We start from the raw sequence: 17,544 nt of genomic DNA, 5'->3' as shown, positions 1-17,544 counted from the left end.
TATAGTTGGATATTGCTAAATATGTAGTTTTTTATTTATCTAAACCTTTTATTTCCCTATGTTTAAAAGATTAAATTTTTTATCTAAATTTAGTTTTATTTTATATGGTTTTTTAAGGAGAAATATTTGATTTTATTTGAAGATTTTTATGTATAAATTAGCCCAATTTAGGGCTAATAATTTTATTTTTTGATATTATGTTTTTACCAAGAGATAGCAGCTCCACTTGCTCCCATAATCTCTTTTGCATCTTCACTCATCATGTGAGGTTCCCAAACAGGTTCAAATACTAGATTAACTTTTGCTTCATCTACTTCATCAACTGCCATTGCTACGTATCTTACTTGTTCTAGTAAGCTGTCAGCTACAGGACAAGCCGGACTTGTAAGAGTCATTTCTATTTCACAAAATAGATAATTTTCTCTTTCTTCAAGTTCTATATTATAAATTAACCCTAAATTATAAATGTCTACAGGTATTTCTGGGTCATAAACTTTTTTTAAATTCTCTATAATTTTTTCTTTTATCTCTTCTTTATTGAAAATTCCGTTCATTATTTTTCCTTAATATTTTAAAGCATATTCTTTTATTTTTTTAATCATTCCAATAACTCCACTTTGTCTATTTGGAGTAATAACTTCACTTAAATTTAATTCTCTTATAATATCCATGTCAACTTCTTTTAACTCCTGTATTGTAGAGTTTGAGAAAATTTCTAAAATAATATAAACTAAACCTTTTACTATTATTGCGTCACTTGTTCCATAAAAAAACAGTTTGTCATCTTTTTTTTCACAAATTAACCAAACTTGCGAAGTGCATCCATGAACTAAGTTTTCAGGAATTTGATTCTTTTCATCAAATGAAGGAAGTTTTTTACCTAAATCTATAATATATTCATATTTTGCTAACTCTTCATCGAAAAATTCTAAATCTTCTTTTATATTTTCAATTCTTTGTTTTATACTCATAATTTTTTAATCCTTTAACATAGAAAGTGCTTTTTTAAGAGCAACCATAAGTTTATCAATATCTTCAAAATCATTATAAAAAGCAAGGCTAACTCTTATAGTCCCTTTTACTCCAAGTTTTTTCATAATTGGTTGGGCACAATGATGACCAACTCTAACTGCAACTTTTAGTTTGTCAAGTAATATTGAAATATCATCATGCATGATACCTTTAAAGTTGAAACTTCTAGTTCCACTACAATCTTTTAAATCATTATAAAATATTATATCGGGAAGTTTTCTAAGTTCACTATCAAGGTATTCTAAAAGTTCTTTTTTTCTTTTTTGTATTGTTTCATATCCAATATTTTCTACATATTCTAAAGCTTTAGAAAATGCAATAACTCCTGCAATATTTTGAGTTCCAGCTTCAAATTTATATGGACTTGGTAAAAAAGTACTCCCTTTTTCTAAATCAACAATATTTATTACAGCTCCACCTGTTTGATAAGGTTCTACTAAATCATGAAATTTTTCTTTTATATAAATAGCTCCAACTCCAGTTGGTCCAAAAGTTTTGTGTCCTGAAATGGCAAAAAAATCACAGTCAAGTTCTTGAACATCTATTTTAAAACTACTTAAACTTTGAGCACCATCTATTAAAATAGGGCAGTTGTAAGAGTGAGCTAAAGAGATAATTCTTTTTATATCATGAACTTTTCCAAAAGCATTTGTTACGTGAGCAATACTTACAAAAGAGTTTGGATTTGATTTTAAAAGTTCTTCAAAATGAGTAAAATCAAAATCTAAATTTTCATTACAATTTACAACTTCAAGACCATTTCCTAAAGTTCTATTTTGCATATGCCAAGGCACAATATTTGCGTGGTGCTCAAGACTTGAGATGATGATTGTTTTAAATCTTCTTGCAAAAGAAGAGGCTATGAAATTTATACTTTCAGTTACCCCTTTTGTAAAAATTATTTCTTCTTTTTTATTTGCATTTATAAATCTTCTTAAAACTTCTCTTGTGTTTTCAAACTCTGTTGTAGATTTATTTGCATCTCCAAAACTACTTCTGTGTGTATTTGAACAATATTTTGAGTAGTAATCGACTGTTGCACCAATTACAGCTTGAGGCTTTTGAGTCGTTGCCCCATTGTCTAAATAAACACTATTTGAGTTACTAAAATATGGAAAATCTTTTTTATACATAGTTTTCTTTTTTATACTCTTCTATAAATTGTTTAATTTTTTCATCTTTAATATTATCTTTTATAGAGTTTTCAAATGCTTCTAAAAGTATTTCATAAGATTGCTCTTTACTAATTCCTCTACTTTGAAGATATAAAAGTTGGTCTTTGTTTAATGTTCCAGTTGTTGTTCCATGACTAGCTTCTAACTCATCTATAAAAATCTCTAAAAATGGTTGAGCAAAAATAACAGCATCATCACTTAATAGAATTGAATTACAGTTTTGGAAAGCTTTTGAGTAAAGACCTTTTTGTGTAACAATAGATTTGATTTTAACTACAGCTCTACTTGAATCTAGTAAAGAATTTTTGTAATTTATATTACTTCTTGAACTTTGATTATTATGAGTTGTTTTTACTAATGTTGAGCAGTTTGCACTGTTTCTTAATTTATTTAAACCATTTAACTCATAATTTACTTCAACAGAATTAATTTTATTTTCAAAACTATTTACAACAAATCCATCTGCTAATTCAAAGTTTGAAATCTCTAAATTTGACTTGTCATCTTGAACTGATTTACAACAAAAAACAAGAGAATTAGAAAGATTAATATCTTGAATTTTTGCATATTCCAAAGAAGCATCTTTCTCTAATTTTATTGTTCTATTTGCAAAAAGTGAAGCATCTTTTGAATTTGAAACAAAAACTTCAATAATGCTTGCTTTTATTCCACTTTTAATTTCTATTAAAAGGTTGTTTGTAAAAACAGTTGAATCTACTTTTAAATTATTTACAATTACTAAAGGCTCTTGTAAATTTTCTTTTATAGTTAAAACTTTTTTGTTATTGTCAAAGCTATTTGCAATAGAAAAAAGCTTTGATTCATAATCTTCTGTATCATTTACAGAATTTAAATCTAAATCAAAAGATAAAACTTTATGAGCTTTAAAATCAAAGTCAAATAAAGATGCAAAATCTATCTTTAAAAACTCTTCTTCTTTTTTTGAAGGTAGATTTAAATCTTTTATATTAGCTATTTGCATTGTTTATTCCTAATGCTTCAAAACCTTTCTCATCTAGTTCTAAAGCTAAACTATAATCTCCAGTTTTAGCTATTTTTCCATCACTTAAAATATGAACAAAATCTGGTTTTATAAGTTCTAAAAGTCTATCATAGTGAGTAATCATAAGAATAGATTTTTTACCATCAAGCATAGAGTTTATAACATTTGCAACTATTTTAATAGCATCAACATCAAGTCCACTATCAATTTCATCTAGCATGATCAAATCAGGGTTTAGCATTAAAAGTTGAACAAGTTCATTTCTTTTTTTCTCTCCACCACTAAATCCATCATTTAAATCTCTTTGTAATAGTTTTCTATCAATATCAAATTTATTAGTTTCTTCTTTTACAAGTTTAAGAAATTGCATTGCATCAAGCTCTTCTTTTCCTTCATAAGCTCTTTTTGCATTCATCGCTGTTCTTAAAAAATAGCTATTATTAACTCCAGGAACTTCAACAGGACTTTGAAAACTCATAAAAATTCCCTCATTTGCTCTTGTTGAAACATCCATTTCTAATAAATCTTTGTTTTTAAATGTAACTTTACCACCAGTAACTTCACAGTCGTAATGAGCTGCTAAAGTTTTAACTAAAGTAGATTTACCAGCTCCATTTACTCCCATAAGTGCGTGAATTTCACCTGGTTTTATCTCTAAATTTAATCCTTTTAAAATCTCATTATTGTTTATATTTACTTTTAAATCTTCAATTTTTAATAATACTTCTTTACTCATAATTAACCCACACTTCCTTCTAATGAAATACTTAATAACTCTTTTGCTTCAGCAGCAAACTCCATTGGTAACTCTTTTAAAACTTCTTTACAAAAACCATTTACAATCATAGCAATAGCATCTTCTTCATCTATTCCTCGTTGATTTAAATAAAATAGTTGTTCATCTGATATTTTAGATGTAGTTGCTTCATGCTCAATATTTGCACTACTATTTCTAATCTCATGATAAGGATATGTATGCGCTTGAGATTTGTGACCAATTAGTAAAGAGTCACACTCTGATATGTTTCTAGCATTGTGAGCATTTTTTCCAACTCTTACTTGTCCTCTGTAAGCATTTATACCCTTCATAGCAGAAATACCTTTTGAAATGATTGTAGACTTAGTATTTTTACCTAAATGAATCATTTTTGTGCCAGTATCTGCTTGTTGAGCTCTTGAAGTAACAGCAACAGAGTAAAATTCTCCTACACTATTGTCACCTTGAAGAACACATGAAGGATATTTCCATGTAATACTTGAACCAGTTTCAACTTGTGTCCAAGATACTTTTGAATTATCACCTTTGCATAAAGCTCTTTTTGTAACAAAGTTTAAGATTCCACCTTTACCTTCATCATCTCCGGGATACCAGTTTTGAATAGTTGAATATTTTATATGACCATTTTTAAGTGCAACTAATTCAACAACAGCAGCATGAAGTTGTCTATCATCTCTACTTGGAGCAGAACATCCTTCATTGTATGAAACATAACTTCCCTCATCACAAATAATTAGAGTTCTTTCAAATTGCCCTGTATTTAAAGCATTTATTCTAAAATAAGTTGAAAGTTCCATAGGACATCTTGTATTTTTTGGAATATATACAAAACTTCCATCTGTAAAAACTGCACTATTTAAACAAGCAAAATAATTATCTGTTACAGGAACGACACTTGCTAAGTATGTTTTTACAAGTTCTGGAAATCTATGAGATGCTTCACTAATAGAGCAAAATATAATTCCTAATTTTTCAAGCTCTTCTTGGTAAGTAGTTTTTATAGAAACAGAATCGAACACAGCATCAACTGCAACACCAGCAAGCATTTTTTGCTCTTCAAGTGGAATTCCTAGTTTTTCATAAGTTTTTAAAATTTCAGGATCAACTTCTTCTAAAGAACCAAGAGGTTTTTTAGGTGCTGAATAGTATGCGTAATCTTGATAATCTATTTTTGGATATTCTAAATTTGTCCAAGTAGGCTCTTCCATTTTAAGCCATTTTTCATAAGCTTTAAGTCTAAACTCAAGTAAAAACTCAGGCTCTTCTTTTTTTGCACTAATAGCTCTTATAACATCTTCATTTAAACCTTTTGCAAAAGTATCACTTTGTACTAAAGTTTCAAAGCCAAGTTTATAATCAGTGTTTATAATGTCATGTATTTGTTGGTTTTCACTCATGACTTCTCCGTAAAATTTATTTGATTTTAATTAAGACTAATATTGTCCTAATTCGAATAATATCAAAATAAGTATATAATGTAAAGACATAAAAACTGATAAATAGTAAAAATATTTAATTTTATCTTAAAAAAGTACCAATTTATGGTATTTTATAATTAAGACAAAATTTATCCTATATTTTATAAAATATCAAAAATATTAAATAAATAATGGAAATTCTATAATGGAACAAAAAGAAGTGAATTACTCAAAAAAAATAGAAGATAGAATAAACGATCCAAAAAATATTGGTGAAATTTCAAGAAGTGAGGCGAGAGATTTAGGTTGTCGATTGGTTGTCGCTGATTTTGAAACAAATGGTGCTGATACAATAAGAATGTATTGGGCCGTAAACAAAGATAATATTATTGTAAGAGCAAAATTTAAATCATTTACTGGTGGTTTGTTATTGGCATTAAATGATATGATGACAGAACTTTGTATATTTAAAAGCGTAGAGAAAGTTGCAAATTTGTTTAAGACAGATGTTGAATTTGCATTAAGAGATGAACCACAAATTCCAGCACTTGGAATAACAGAACTACATGAAAAATTTACAAATTTTGTTGTTTTAAAAAAAGCGGCGTTAAACTCTGAAAAAAGAGATATGAATGATTTTGAAGATGATTATATTGTTTGTGAATGTGCAAGAGTTACATTAAAAAATGTAAAAGACGCTATAAAAGAATTTTCAATAACAACAGTTGAAGAGATAGGAAATATAACAAAAGCTGGAATATTTTGTAAATCATGTATAAAAGAGGGTGGTTTAGAACCAAAAGAGATATACCTAGTAGATATTTTAGAACAAACTCTTGAAGAAATTAAAGAAGCTAATAAAGAGGAACCAAGTTACATTAATTCCACATTTTCAAATATGATAAAAGAGCAAAAAATTGAGCTTATTGAAGATGTTTTAGATGAAGATATAAGACCAATGTTAATTATGGACGGTGGTAATATGGAAATATTGGATATAGTAGAATCTGCTCCACATTATGATTTATATATAAGATATCTAGGTGCTTGTAGTGGTTGTAGTGCTGGAAGTATGGGAACTTTATATGCAATTGAATCAATTTTACAAAGAAAAATTGATGAAAATATAAGAGTTCTACCTATATAAATTGATGTTATATAATTAATAGTATAAAAAGCTATTTTTTACTATTATTAACTACTTTACTGAAAGGATTAATATGTTTACAATATATAACAATGGAATTGTAGATTATAAAGGCTCAACTGAGAATTTATATAATGTAAAGAATGTTAATGAAAGTACAAAATTTACATTTAATCCTGAAGAAGGTTCTATAAAAGATTTTAAAAAAGAACAAGATAGTAATAGTAATAAAAAAAAAGAAGAGCAGTTTTTATCCTCTTACAAAAAAATTTCACAAATTAATCAATCAAATAATTTTTTTTATGTAAGAGATATTATGGTTCAAGATGTATTATACATTGATAATAGTCATACAGTAAGAGAAGCTTATGAGCTTTTAAAAGATAAAAAAACTGGACAAATTCCAGTTACAACTTTGGATAAGAAAATAGTTGGAATAATAGATGCAAAGTTTATTTTATCTTTATTGATTCAAAATTTAGATGAGCCTAATATACTTTTAAATAGAAGATTAAGAGAAATTAATTTTCCTGAAATTATTGCAACAACTCCTGATGCTGAGTTACGAGATGTTGTAAAAATAATGTTTGATTTTGAGGTTGGAGTAATGCCTGTAGTTAATGAAGAGGGAACTTTAAAAGGGATAATTTCAAAAAGTTATATTTTTAAAGCAATGTCATGTATCCCTCAGCTAGAGATTTGGAGTTAAACTATTTTTTATAACTCTTGACTGTTATCTAAAAAGATAATATCTCTTCCTTGATTCTTCGCTTTATATAGTAGATCATCTGCATGTTTTTTTGCTTCAAAAAAACTCTCATATTTATTTCTAAAGCTAATACCAGCAGAGAAAGTAATTTTTATTTTATTATTGCTATATATAAAGTCAGTATCTCTTATAGTATTTTTAACTCTTTTTATATATCTTGAAACTTCAATTTCATCTTGATAATGAACTAATGCAACAAATTCTTCTCCTCCATATCTTGCAATAACATCTTCTTTTCTAGTAAGATCTTTTAAAATTCTTGCAAAACTTTTTAATACAGCATCACCACAAGCATGACCATATTTATCATTTATATCTTTAAAGTGGTCAATATCATAAAATACTATTGCGAAATTAGAGTTAAAAACTTGATATTTTCGTTCCATTTTTTCAACTTCATAATCATAAGCTCTTCTATTTAGTAAAGATGTTAAATAATCAATTTGATGCTCTTCTTTTACTAAAGATAACTCCTTTTGAAGTTCTTCTATTTGTCTATTTAAATAATCAAATCTCTCTTTGTTATTAGATAATATTTTTTTATTTTCACTTAATGCAGTTTCAATTTTGAAAATTGTATCAATCAATTTTTTTTGAACAATTCTTAATTCTCTATGTGAAAATTTTGATATGTCAAGTGCTACTAATTCATCTTTTATTTTGATAATTTCTTCATTTGAATTAACTCCATCAGTTAATGTTTTATCAAAATATCTACTCATTAAAGATGTTAGTTTCATGATATCATCAGTTTTTTCTTTTAGTACTTGTCTATCATTTGTAACTCTTTGTTTAGATAGTTTTTTAAGAGTTTTTATAGAATCACTTGAAGTTAAATCTTTTGGTCTTTCTAAAAGTTTTGTAATAAACTTTTCTATTTCTTCAAGCATATCAAAGTTCACAGAAGGTTTTAAAATATCATTTAGTGCTACTACCAATTTTTTTAATTCTTCTGCAGATACTCTTTTTTGAAGTATTTTGGCTAAGTCGTTATAAGATTTTGGTTCTAATTCTTCTTTCTCTACTTCAGATATAGAGTTTTTTAGAACTTCAAATAAATCTAATTCTTCAAAATTTGAATCAAATTTTTTGGCTTGCTCGTTGAATTCAATAAAATAATTTTCTGGAGTTGTAGCAATATTGTTTTTAGATAAACTTGCTAATGTATTTTTTGTTATATCTTTAATATTTTTCAAGCTAAAGCCTTAAAGTTTTAAAAGTTATAGATTATAACCATTTATGATATAATAAAACCTTAATAAAATTCAATAGGAATTAAAATATGTCAAAAAAAAATAACCAAATTTTAAAAAACACAAATGCAGAATTATTAGATTTATTTAATGCTTCGATTATGTTTGATAAAAAACTTTATTCTCAAGATATTAGAGGTTCAATCGCTCATTCTAAAATGTTAGCTTTACAAAATATTATAACTGTAGAAGAACAAAATCAAATAGAAAAAGGTCTTTTACAAGTTTTAAATGAAATTGAAAGTGGTGAATTTAAATTCTCTTTGGAATATGAAGATATTCATATGGCTGTAGAGAATAGACTTACAGAAATTATTGGTGATGCAGGAAAGAGATTACATACTGCAAGAAGTAGAAACGATCAAGTTTGTACAGATTTTACTTTATATGTTCAAGAAAAAACAAAATCTATTCAGTCTCAAATAAAAGAGTTGATTTCTACTTTTGTTGATCTTGCTTCAAAACATACAACTACATTAATGCCTGGAATGACACATTTACAACACGCTCAGCCTATTAATTTTGGATATCATATGATGGCTTATGCAAATATGTTTAAAAGAGATTTTGAAAGATTTGGCTCTTCTTTTGAAAGAAATAACTATTCGCCTTTAGGAAGTGCTGCACTTGCTGGAACACCTCATAATATTGATAGATTTAAAACAGCAGAGCTTTTAGGATTTTATGGTCCAACTCAAAATGCTATGGATAGCGTTTCAAATAGAGATTTTGCATTAGAACTTTTATTCAATATAAGTACTACAATGATGCATATAAGTAGAATTTCTGAAGAGCTTATTTTATGGTCGTCTTACGAGTTTAGATTTGTAAGAATGAGTGATATGTATGCAACAACAAGCTCAATCATGCCACAAAAGAAAAATCCAGATGTACCTGAACTTCTAAGAGGAAAAACAGGACGTGTGTATGGAAATTTAATTTCACTTTTAACAGTGATGAAATCTTTACCACTAGCTTATAATAAGGATACTCAAGAGGATAAAGAGGGAGTTTTTGATTCTGTTGAAACTATTGAAATTTCACTTTCAATTTTAAATGAAGTAATTAAAACTATGATTGTAAATGTAGGAAATATGGCAAATGCATGTAAAATAGGGCACTTAACAGCTACTGATTTGGCTGATTATTTAGTTCAAAAACAAAATATGCCTTTTAGAGAAGCTTACTATCTTACAAAAGAGGTTGTAGAAAAAGCAAATAGCTTAAATAAAGATATTAGTGAATTAAATATAAATGAGATTAGAACATCGTCTAATGAGTTAGCAAATATAGATGAAGAGATAGTTTCATATTTAAGTTTAAAAAATTCAATGAATAGTAGAAACTCTTTTGGTGGTACATCTACTTTAGAGACTGAAAAGCAAGTTGAAGGTTTTAAAAATTGGTTAAAAAGTGAAAAGTAAAAGTTAAGGATTAATTCCTTAACTTTTATGTTTTGAATATTATTTTATTAAGAATTTTTTTGTTAAATCATATAAAGAGTTAATATCTGTTTTACCAACAAAACCTTCAACTCCAATTTGATTCATTTTCCCTCTTACAGCATCTGTTGTCATTGATGAGTTTACAATAACAGGAATATGTTCAAATTTTTTATTATTTTTTATGAAAGATGCCACTTGATAACCGTCTGTTCCCGGCATTTCAATATCTGTTAAAATCATACCTATTTGTTCTGGATTTAATTCTTCAACTCTTTGTAGAAGTAAAGTTCCATTTGCATAGATCTCATATTTTACTCCAGTTTGTTTAAAAAACTTTGTTAATACTTCTCTTGCAACCCCTGAATCTTCAGCTGCTAGAACAATTTTTGAAGATTCAATTCTTCCTTCAACATATTTTCTAACATCATCTTCACCATCATCAGTCCATTTGATGTCTCTTAGAAGTTGTTCAGCATTAAATACAGTACAAAGTTCATCTTTGTTGTTTACTTTCACATAAGTTGTATAAGTTATTTTTGAATTTGTCTCTTCTGTATGTCTTAAATCTTGAGTTGTTTTTTCTACTATATCAAGCATATCTTTGATTAAAAAACCAATTTTTTTATGATTAAATTCACAGAAAATTATAAGTTTATAGTCTTTTATTTCTAAAGGTGTTTGCCCAAGCCAAGCATCTAAATTTATTAAAGTAACAGGCTCCCCTCTAATTGTAGCAATTCCTGCAATAACGTCTGTATCTCTTGGAGTGTCATTTATTGCAACTTCTTCAGTTATTATAAAAGCTTTAACTTTTGCTATGTTTATTGCGTAAATGTTATTATGACCAGTGTAAAATACTGCTAATTGTTGAACATTTCTTAAATGTCCCTGTGTCATTTGCTCAACACTACCACTAATACCGCTCATGTAAATCCTTTTTAAAGTATAAGTCAATTATTATATAAGTTTTAAACTTTGAGTAACTTTAAGTTATTTTTTCAGTTTCTTAACAATTTTTTGAATAGTTACAGACGCCATCATTAATCCAAAAGAGGCTGTAACTCCTTCAAAACTACCTTTGTCAACACATAGTGGAACTTCAGTTGAAAAAATTACTTTAAACTTCTTTTTAAAGCCTTGTTTTTTTAACTCTTCTCTTACTTTTTTTATAAATTTATCGTTGTATGTTTCCCAAATTGATTTATATTCAATTTTTGTTGGATCTATTCTTTTTGCTCCCCCGCCAGTACTAATAACTTTTGTGAAGTGTTTTTTTATTAGATGAACCTTTGGTGTAACATCATCGATTGCATCTAGAATATAATCGTAAGAAGAAAAATCAAAATTATCTATCCATTCAGGAGTAACTTTTACACAAATAGGTGTTAAATTAGGATATCTTTCTTTTAAAACTTCGACTTTTACTCTACCTATATTCCCATGACTTCCTAATTGTCTATTTTGATTTGAAGGTTCATAAGTATCAAAATCAACTATAGTAATATTTGTAATTCCAGTATTATATAAAGCATCAAGTGCAAAGCTTCCTATTCCACCAACACCAAAAATAATTATCTTTGTTTCTTGGAATTTTTTGAAAGCTTCTTCTCCAAAAAGCATTTTTGTTCTATTATATTGCATATTTAAATCTTCTTTACTAATTTTTGGCTATTATAACACAAAAATATTTATTGGAGATGTTATGGATAAAGAACCAATGACTCTTTCTGGTTATAATAAAGTAACTGGTGACTTGGACTTTTTAAAAAGTGTTGAAAGACCAAGAACAGTAGTTGCTCTTGATGAAGCAAGACAACTTGGAGATTTAAAAGAGAATGCTGAATATCACTCTGCAAAAGAGAAATTAAAATTAATAGATGTTCAAGTAGCTGAACTAAGTAATATAATTTCAAAAGCAGTTATTGTTGATCCATCTACTTTACCGCATGATAGAGTTAGTTTTGGCTCGACTATTGATTTACTTGATGTTGATAGTGAAGAAGAGTTCACATATACAATAGTTGGTGGAGTTGAGTCAAATGTTGAAAAAGGATTTATCTCTTTTAACTCACCATTGGCAAAACAGCTTATGGGAAAAATTGAAGGTGATGAATTTAATGCAACACTTCCTGGTGGAGTTAAAACTTTTGAAGTTTTAAAAGTATACTACAAAGAGATAGAGCTATAAATTGAATCTTACTTTAAAAGAGAATGCTATTTTTATAGCAGACTCTCATTACAATAAAAAAAATCAAGAGTTTAAATATATTTTAGAAAAAATAGAAAGTAAAGAGATAGTTGTTTCTCAAATATTTTTAATGGGTGATAATTTTGATTTTTTATGCCATGAAATAACTTATTTTAAAAAAGAAAATTCAGATATTGTAAAGCTTTTAAATAGTCTGTCAGATAGTTTTGAAATATATTATTTAGAAGGAAATCACGATTATAATCTTTCAAAATTATTTCCTAAAATAAGGGTGATAAAAAGAGATAAACAGCCTTTAATTTTAACTTTAAATGATAAAAAAATTGCACTTTCACACGGAGACAATTTTATAAATTGGCATTATAATTTATATTGTAAAATAATAAGAAATAGCTATTTTTTGAAATTTCTAAATATTTTAGATATTGGATTCTTTTTATCAAAAAAAATAGAAATTACTTTACAAAATAAAAATATTTGTCACAATCTGAATTATTTTGAAAATTTAGTAAAAAAAAGAGTAAGAAATTATAGTGAAGATATTATTATTGAAGGCCATTATCATCAGGCAAAAACTTATAACTTAGATAATAAAACTTATATAAATATACCATCTCTTTGTTGTCAAAAAAGTTTTACAAGATTCAAGAATAAAATTTTTTTAAATGAAAAATTATAGGCGAAATAAAAGGAAAGAATTTGGCAAAATTTGAAGTAGTAAGTGAATATTCTCCAAGTGGAGATCAACCAAAAGCTATTGAAGCTTTGACAAAAAGTATTGAAGCAGGAAATCAGTACAACACACTTTTGGGAGTTACAGGAAGTGGAAAAACTTATACTATTGCAAAAGTTATAGAAAAAGTTCAAAAACCAACTCTTATTATGACTCATAACAAAACGTTAGCAGCTCAGCTTTATAGTGAATTTAAACAGTTTTTTCCTAACAATCATGTCGAATATTTCATTTCATACTATGATTATTATCAACCAGAAGCTTATATTCCAAGAAGTGATTTGTTTATAGAAAAAGATAGTTCTATAAATGATGAATTGGAAAGATTAAGACTTAGTGCAACAGCTTCTCTTTTATCATTTGATGATGTTATTGTTATAGCATCTGTTTCTGCAAACTATGGTTTAGGAAATCCAACTGAGTATAAAGCTATGGTACAAAGAATTGAAGTTGGATTTGAATATAGTCAAAAATCATTTTTATTAAAGTTAATAGAAATGGGTTACAAAAGAAATGATAAATTTTTTGATAGAGCAGATTTTAGAGTAAATGGAGATGTGATAGATATTTTTCCAGCATACTATGAAGATGAATTTATTAGAGTTGAGTTTTTTGGTGATGAGGTAGAAAGTATCACAAAACATGAATATCTTACAAATACAAAAGTAAAAGATTTAAAAGAGATAATAATTTATTCGGTTAATCCTTTTGTTGTTACTCAAGATAATTTAGCAAGAGCAGTTAAAGAAATTGAAGAAGAACTTGAAGATAGATTAAACTATTTTCAAAGTGAAAATAAACTTGTAGAGTATCAAAGATTAAAACAAAGAGTTGAGTTTGATTTGGAGATGATTGAAGCAACTGGAATGTGTAAAGGAATTGAAAACTATGCGAGGCATCTAACAGGCTTAAAACCAGGTGAGACACCTTACTCTTTACTTGATTATTTTGCTCAAATGGATAAAGATTTTTTACTTGTTGTTGATGAGTCACATGTATCTTTATCTCAATTTAGAGGAATGCATGTAGCTGATAGAAGTAGAAAAGAAGTTTTAGTAGAGTATGGATTTAGGCTTCCAAGTGCTCTTGATAATAGACCTTTGAAATTTGATGAATTTATAAATAAAGCTCCAAATTATATTTTTGTAAGTGCAACTCCAAATGAGCTTGAATTAGAGTTAAGCTCAGTTGTGGCAGAACAAATAATAAGACCAACAGGTTTACTTGATCCTGTTATAGATATTGTTGATAGTGAGTTCCAAGTAGAAAAACTTCATGATGAGATAAAAAAAGTAATTGCAAAAAATCAAAGGGTATTGGTTACAGTTTTAACTAAAAAAATGGCAGAAGAGTTGGCAAGCTATTATGCTGATTTAGGAATAAAAGTAAAATATATGCACTCTGAGATTGATGCAATAGAAAGAAATCAAATCATAAGAGAGTTAAGACTTGGTACTTTTGATGTTTTAATAGGAATTAATCTTTTAAGAGAAGGACTAGATATTCCAGAAACTTCTCTTGTTGCAATACTTGATGCAGATAAAGAGGGATTTTTAAGAAGTAAAACATCTTTAATTCAAACAATAGGAAGAGCTGCAAGAAATGAAGAAGGAAGGGTAATTTTATTTGCCAAAAAAATTACAGCTTCAATGCAATTTGCTATTGATGAAACAAATAGAAGAAGAAAACTTCAAGAAGAGTTTAATAAAGAACATAATATTACACCAAAATCAACTACAAGAAAACTTGACCAAAATTTAAAAGTTGAAGAGTATGATTCAGTTGCGCTTAAAAAACAAAGATTAGAAAAAATGCCAGCAGCTGAAAGAAAGAAAATATTAATAGAATTAAATAAACAGATGAAAAAAGCTGCAGCTGATTTAAATTTTGAAGAGGCTATTAGACTTCGAGATGAGATAGCAAAATATAAAGATATGTAAATTAAGCAGGTTTAAAACTCTGCTTAGTTTTACAAACATGTGGAAAGTAACACTTATCACATTCTGGTTTTACTGCTTTGCAAATATATCTTCCAAATAAAACCATCGCTTGATGAAAAATATGTAAATCATCACCTTTTAGTTTTTTTACCAGTTCAGCTTCTGTTTTTTCAACAGTTTTTTCATAGCTAAGACCAAGTCTATGAGATACTCTAAAAACATGTGTATCAACAGCCATAAGATTTTCTTGTTTGTATTCAATCATAAAAACATTTGCTGTTTTATTTCCAACTCCTGCTAGTTTCATTAACTCTTTTTGATCATGTGGAATTTGACCTTCATAGTTTTTCATAACACTTTGTGCCATTTTTATTATATTTTGTGCTTTGTTATTGAAAAAAGAGCAAGAATTTATAAGCTTCTTTACATCCTCAAGATTTGCAATACTTAGCTCTTTTACACTTGGATATTTTTCAAAAAGAGCCGGAGTTATTATGTTTACTCTTTTATCTGTGCATTGTGCTGATAAAATAATTGCTATTAAAAGTTCATAGTCATTTTTATAATTAAGTTCTGTAACTGCATCTTTGTAATTTTCTAAGAATGCCTCTTTAATAATATTTATATCTTCTTTTGTAGCTTTTTTCATTATTTTTTCAAACACTCCTCTTTTAATTCAGAAAAATTTATAAAGATGTATTCATCTTTTATTTTATTTATTTTTACATTATCTAATGTACATAAATATTCGCTGTTTTCTTTAATGATTGTATATGTAAATTTATAGATAAATTCATCTTTACTTGATACTACTTTATTATTTAAAAGTTCATAATCTAAACTTTTTATTTTTATATTATTCTCTTTTTCATATTTATTTAGAAATAAATTTGGAAGATAGTTTTCTTTGCTATTTTCGTAAAATAAGAAGCCAATAGTTGATAAAAGAATAGTCGCTAATAAAATAATAAATTCTCTTTTTTCAAATTTATCATTTATCTTATAAATAATAATTGTAGTAATAATAAGAAAAATTGAAATGATAATAATAACTTGCATTTTTGACCTTTTTATATTTAATTAATAAAATGAAATACGATTATATCAAAGCTTTATAAAATTAATAGAAAATTAACACCAAAGCATGAAGTGAAGACTATTTAAAAGTTTATTGTGCTAAATTTGTGCAAATAAATATTTTTGTTCATCCAAGAAAGTAGTTTTTCTTTCTCTTGAACTTCTGATATATCTTGAATACTTTTCACTAGTTATATTTATATTTTTATGTCCTAGCATTTGAGATACCCAAAAAATATCTTCTTTGTTACTCAACATATTACTAGCAAAACTATGTCTTGTTTGATAAATACTTCTATACTCCAAATTACATTTTTTTAATAATTTATTCCAAATATTTGCTAAGCTACTACTAGAACCAAAACTTTGATTTCTATTTGAATAAAATACATTAGTTTGAAGACCAGTGATTTTTTGTTGCTGTTTTAAAAATATTTCACATTGGGAAAGAATATCAATATTTCTTTTACTACTTTTAGTTTTTACTCTTTTTGTTAAACCCATAGTTCTAGTTTTATTTATTGAAATGATATTTTCTGTAAAATTAATATCTTTCCATTCAAGAGCTAATAGCTCACCAGTTCTTGCACCAGTAAAAAAAGCAATTCCTAAAAAGTTTCTAAACCAACCATTAGAATTTTTTAAAAGTAAATTTATCTCTTCTAGATTAAAAGGATTAATTTCATAATCACTTTTTAATGTTGGAAAACTAACTATAAAAGGGCTAGTTTTTATATACCCCTCTATAATTGCATTTTCAAAAGCACTTTTTAAAATTCCATTAACACAAGTGTTTAAAGTTGATTTATCTTTAAAAGTTGAATACCAAGTTTTTAACATTATAGGTGTTACTTCGTGAATATACTTTTTATTAAAAAATGGTATAATTCTACTTCGCAACAAACTATAATAAGTTCTCATAGTTGTTGGTTGAAGTTTGTTTTCTTTTTCTTGTAAAACTTCTTCGCAAAAATCTATGATAGTTTTATCTTTTGTTATAACATTAAAGTTTTTATAGAACTCATCATTTTTATGGTGATTTGTTAATAGTTTTCGGTTCTCTTGAGTGTCTTTTAAACCGCTACTTTTACGAACACCATTTAAATAGATGTATAAAATCCCGTTTCTATTGTAGAGTTTCATTTTCTCATCCTTTGATTTTTGAACTCTTCAATAGCACCACTTACAAATCTAATTATAGATTTACTTCCCTTTAATTCTCTATAGTAATGATAACCTTGTTTAAATGTACCTTCTTTTATATATTTTGCAACTGTACTATCTGAAATATTAAGATATTTCATTACACCAGCTCTTTTTGATAAATCATAATTTGGTTTTAATTGTTGTTTTAATTCTAAAACTTCACTCTTTAAACTTTTTATCTCATCTACTAATTTGGGAATTAAATTTATAGATGATATATCAACCAAACTCATTTTATATATTCTCCTTTTATCTGTTTAGGCGAAAATCTGCGATTTTCAACAAACTAACATTAAGTTAGATTTTTAAATTACTAAGTAGCTTTTTGGGTAGTAGTTATTTTTTTCACTCGGCTACGC

19 protein-coding genes are annotated in these 17,544 nt (G+C 26.9%); 6 read left to right on the top strand and 13 right to left on the bottom strand.

Annotated elements, in window-relative coordinates; translation table 11 throughout:
* Positions 1-203 precede the first annotated feature (203 nt).
* Genes ACBT_RS08575 through sufB form a run of 6 tightly spaced genes read right to left on the bottom strand, consistent with a single transcriptional unit; the run spans position 204 to position 5,385 of the window.
* Positions 204-554 (bottom strand): metal-sulfur cluster assembly factor, encoded by a 351-nt coding sequence (locus ACBT_RS08575; protein ID WP_024775944.1) that lies wholly within the window; start codon positions 552-554, stop codon positions 204-206.
* A gap of 9 nt (positions 555-563) precedes the next feature.
* Positions 564-971 carry a SufE family protein gene (locus ACBT_RS08570; protein WP_024775945.1) on the bottom strand — a complete coding sequence of 136 codons (408 nt, stop codon included), beginning with the start codon at positions 969-971 and terminating at the stop codon, positions 564-566.
* 6 nt (positions 972-977) lie between these two features.
* Complete coding sequence (locus tag ACBT_RS08565; protein WP_024775946.1) at positions 978-2,165, bottom strand: aminotransferase class V-fold PLP-dependent enzyme; 1,188 nt, start codon at positions 2,163-2,165, stop codon at positions 978-980.
* Positions 2,158-3,189, bottom strand: coding sequence for a SufD family Fe-S cluster assembly protein (locus tag ACBT_RS08560; RefSeq protein WP_024775947.1), 1,032 nt, complete (start codon positions 3,187-3,189; stop codon positions 2,158-2,160). The genes ACBT_RS08565 and ACBT_RS08560 overlap by 8 nt, the downstream gene beginning before the upstream one ends.
* Positions 3,176-3,946, bottom strand: coding sequence for a Fe-S cluster assembly ATPase SufC (gene sufC, locus ACBT_RS08555; protein ID WP_024775948.1), 771 nt, complete (start codon positions 3,944-3,946; stop codon positions 3,176-3,178). The genes ACBT_RS08560 and sufC overlap by 14 nt, the downstream gene beginning before the upstream one ends.
* Positions 3,947-3,948: 2 nt before the next feature.
* The gene (gene sufB / locus ACBT_RS08550) at positions 3,949-5,385 is read right to left on the bottom strand and encodes a Fe-S cluster assembly protein SufB (RefSeq protein WP_024775949.1); all 1,437 of its coding nucleotides are present in this window, start codon (positions 5,383-5,385) and stop codon (positions 3,949-3,951) included.
* 226 nt (positions 5,386-5,611) lie between these two features.
* Between sufB and ACBT_RS08545 the strand changes: the two genes are divergently transcribed.
* On the top strand, positions 5,612-6,553 hold the full coding sequence (locus ACBT_RS08545; protein ID WP_024775950.1) for a NifU family protein: 942 nt from the start codon (positions 5,612-5,614) through the stop codon (positions 6,551-6,553).
* Positions 6,554-6,626: 73 nt separating this feature from the next.
* A complete protein-coding gene (locus ACBT_RS08540; protein ID WP_024775951.1) occupies positions 6,627-7,262 on the top strand; it encodes a CBS domain-containing protein in 636 nt (211 codons plus the stop codon).
* Positions 7,263-7,270: 8 nt separating this feature from the next.
* Here the strand turns inward: ACBT_RS08540 and ACBT_RS08535 are convergent, their stop codons facing one another.
* Positions 7,271-8,518: a GGDEF domain-containing protein gene (locus ACBT_RS08535; protein ID WP_024775952.1), complete on the bottom strand. Its 1,248-nt coding sequence runs from the start codon at positions 8,516-8,518 to the stop codon at positions 7,271-7,273.
* An 86-nt stretch (positions 8,519-8,604) separates the two neighbouring features.
* Between ACBT_RS08535 and argH the strand changes: the two genes are divergently transcribed.
* Positions 8,605-9,999, top strand: coding sequence for an argininosuccinate lyase (gene argH / locus ACBT_RS08530; protein WP_024775953.1), 1,395 nt, complete (start codon positions 8,605-8,607; stop codon positions 9,997-9,999).
* A gap of 39 nt (positions 10,000-10,038) precedes the next feature.
* Here the strand turns inward: argH and ACBT_RS08525 are convergent, their stop codons facing one another.
* On the bottom strand, positions 10,039-10,947 hold the full coding sequence (locus ACBT_RS08525; protein ID WP_024775954.1) for a chemotaxis protein CheV: 909 nt from the start codon (positions 10,945-10,947) through the stop codon (positions 10,039-10,041).
* Positions 10,948-11,010: 63 nt separating this feature from the next.
* Positions 11,011-11,661 carry a ThiF family adenylyltransferase gene (locus tag ACBT_RS08520; protein WP_024775955.1) on the bottom strand — a complete coding sequence of 217 codons (651 nt, stop codon included), beginning with the start codon at positions 11,659-11,661 and terminating at the stop codon, positions 11,011-11,013.
* Between the two features lie 61 nt (positions 11,662-11,722).
* On the opposite strand from ACBT_RS08520, the gene greA reads away from it, so the two are divergent.
* From greA to uvrB, 3 genes are read left to right on the top strand one after another with little or no spacing between them, the layout of a single operon-like run.
* On the top strand, positions 11,723-12,208 hold the full coding sequence (gene greA / locus ACBT_RS08515) for a transcription elongation factor GreA (protein WP_024775956.1): 486 nt from the start codon (positions 11,723-11,725) through the stop codon (positions 12,206-12,208).
* A 1-nt stretch (position 12,209) separates the two neighbouring features.
* Entirely contained in the window at positions 12,210-12,908 is a 699-nt protein-coding gene (locus ACBT_RS08510) for a UDP-2,3-diacylglucosamine diphosphatase (RefSeq protein ID WP_024775957.1), read from the top strand.
* Positions 12,909-12,928: 20 nt separating this feature from the next.
* The gene (uvrB, locus tag ACBT_RS08505; protein ID WP_024775958.1) at positions 12,929-14,902 is read left to right on the top strand and encodes an excinuclease ABC subunit UvrB; all 1,974 of its coding nucleotides are present in this window, start codon (positions 12,929-12,931) and stop codon (positions 14,900-14,902) included.
* A gap of 1 nt (position 14,903) precedes the next feature.
* Here uvrB and nth read toward each other — a convergent pair whose 3' ends face one another.
* The 4 genes from nth to ACBT_RS08485 all read right to left on the bottom strand — a co-directional run bounded on the left by nth (position 14,904) and on the right by ACBT_RS08485 (position 17,418).
* Positions 14,904-15,551, bottom strand: coding sequence for an endonuclease III (gene nth / locus ACBT_RS08500; protein WP_024775959.1), 648 nt, complete (start codon positions 15,549-15,551; stop codon positions 14,904-14,906).
* On the bottom strand, positions 15,551-15,961 hold the full coding sequence (locus tag ACBT_RS08495; RefSeq protein ID WP_024775960.1) for a hypothetical protein: 411 nt from the start codon (positions 15,959-15,961) through the stop codon (positions 15,551-15,553). The genes nth and ACBT_RS08495 overlap by 1 nt, the downstream gene beginning before the upstream one ends.
* Before the next feature lie 117 nt (positions 15,962-16,078).
* Positions 16,079-17,122, bottom strand: coding sequence for a tyrosine-type recombinase/integrase (locus tag ACBT_RS08490; RefSeq protein WP_024775961.1), 1,044 nt, complete (start codon positions 17,120-17,122; stop codon positions 16,079-16,081).
* Complete coding sequence (locus tag ACBT_RS08485) at positions 17,119-17,418, bottom strand: helix-turn-helix transcriptional regulator (protein WP_024775962.1); 300 nt, start codon at positions 17,416-17,418, stop codon at positions 17,119-17,121. The genes ACBT_RS08490 and ACBT_RS08485 overlap by 4 nt, the downstream gene beginning before the upstream one ends.
* Positions 17,419-17,544: the final 126 nt, after the last annotated feature.

Source organism: Aliarcobacter cibarius (genome assembly GCF_013372265.1).
Lineage (GTDB): Bacteria > Campylobacterota > Campylobacteria > Campylobacterales > Arcobacteraceae > Aliarcobacter > Aliarcobacter cibarius.
This window is presented reverse-complemented; position numbering and strand designations above follow the sequence as displayed.

What these genes read in the sequence shown, in the direction of transcription:
- argH (WP_024775953.1), top strand. Translation starts at nt 8,605, where the DNA reads ATGTCAAAAAAAAATAACCAAATTTTAAAAAACACAAATGCAGAATTA.
- ACBT_RS08565 (WP_024775946.1), bottom strand. Translation starts at nt 2,165, where the DNA reads ATGTATAAAAAAGATTTTCCATATTTTAGTAACTCAAATAGTGTTTAT.
- ACBT_RS08560 (WP_024775947.1), bottom strand. Translation starts at nt 3,189, where the DNA reads ATGCAAATAGCTAATATAAAAGATTTAAATCTACCTTCAAAAAAAGAA.
- ACBT_RS08485 (WP_024775962.1), bottom strand. Translation starts at nt 17,418, where the DNA reads ATGAGTTTGGTTGATATATCATCTATAAATTTAATTCCCAAATTAGTA.
- nth (WP_024775959.1), bottom strand. Translation starts at nt 15,551, where the DNA reads ATGAAAAAAGCTACAAAAGAAGATATAAATATTATTAAAGAGGCATTC.
- ACBT_RS08575 (WP_024775944.1), bottom strand. Translation starts at nt 554, where the DNA reads ATGAACGGAATTTTCAATAAAGAAGAGATAAAAGAAAAAATTATAGAG.
- sufB (WP_024775949.1), bottom strand. Translation starts at nt 5,385, where the DNA reads ATGAGTGAAAACCAACAAATACATGACATTATAAACACTGATTATAAA.
- ACBT_RS08570 (WP_024775945.1), bottom strand. Translation starts at nt 971, where the DNA reads ATGAGTATAAAACAAAGAATTGAAAATATAAAAGAAGATTTAGAATTT.
- ACBT_RS08545 (WP_024775950.1), top strand. Translation starts at nt 5,612, where the DNA reads ATGGAACAAAAAGAAGTGAATTACTCAAAAAAAATAGAAGATAGAATA.
- ACBT_RS08520 (WP_024775955.1), bottom strand. Translation starts at nt 11,661, where the DNA reads ATGCAATATAATAGAACAAAAATGCTTTTTGGAGAAGAAGCTTTCAAA.
- greA (WP_024775956.1), top strand. Translation starts at nt 11,723, where the DNA reads ATGGATAAAGAACCAATGACTCTTTCTGGTTATAATAAAGTAACTGGT.
- sufC (WP_024775948.1), bottom strand. Translation starts at nt 3,946, where the DNA reads ATGAGTAAAGAAGTATTATTAAAAATTGAAGATTTAAAAGTAAATATA.
- ACBT_RS08490 (WP_024775961.1), bottom strand. Translation starts at nt 17,122, where the DNA reads ATGAAACTCTACAATAGAAACGGGATTTTATACATCTATTTAAATGGT.
- ACBT_RS08525 (WP_024775954.1), bottom strand. Translation starts at nt 10,947, where the DNA reads ATGAGCGGTATTAGTGGTAGTGTTGAGCAAATGACACAGGGACATTTA.
- ACBT_RS08540 (WP_024775951.1), top strand. Translation starts at nt 6,627, where the DNA reads ATGTTTACAATATATAACAATGGAATTGTAGATTATAAAGGCTCAACT.
- ACBT_RS08495 (WP_024775960.1), bottom strand. Translation starts at nt 15,961, where the DNA reads ATGCAAGTTATTATTATCATTTCAATTTTTCTTATTATTACTACAATT.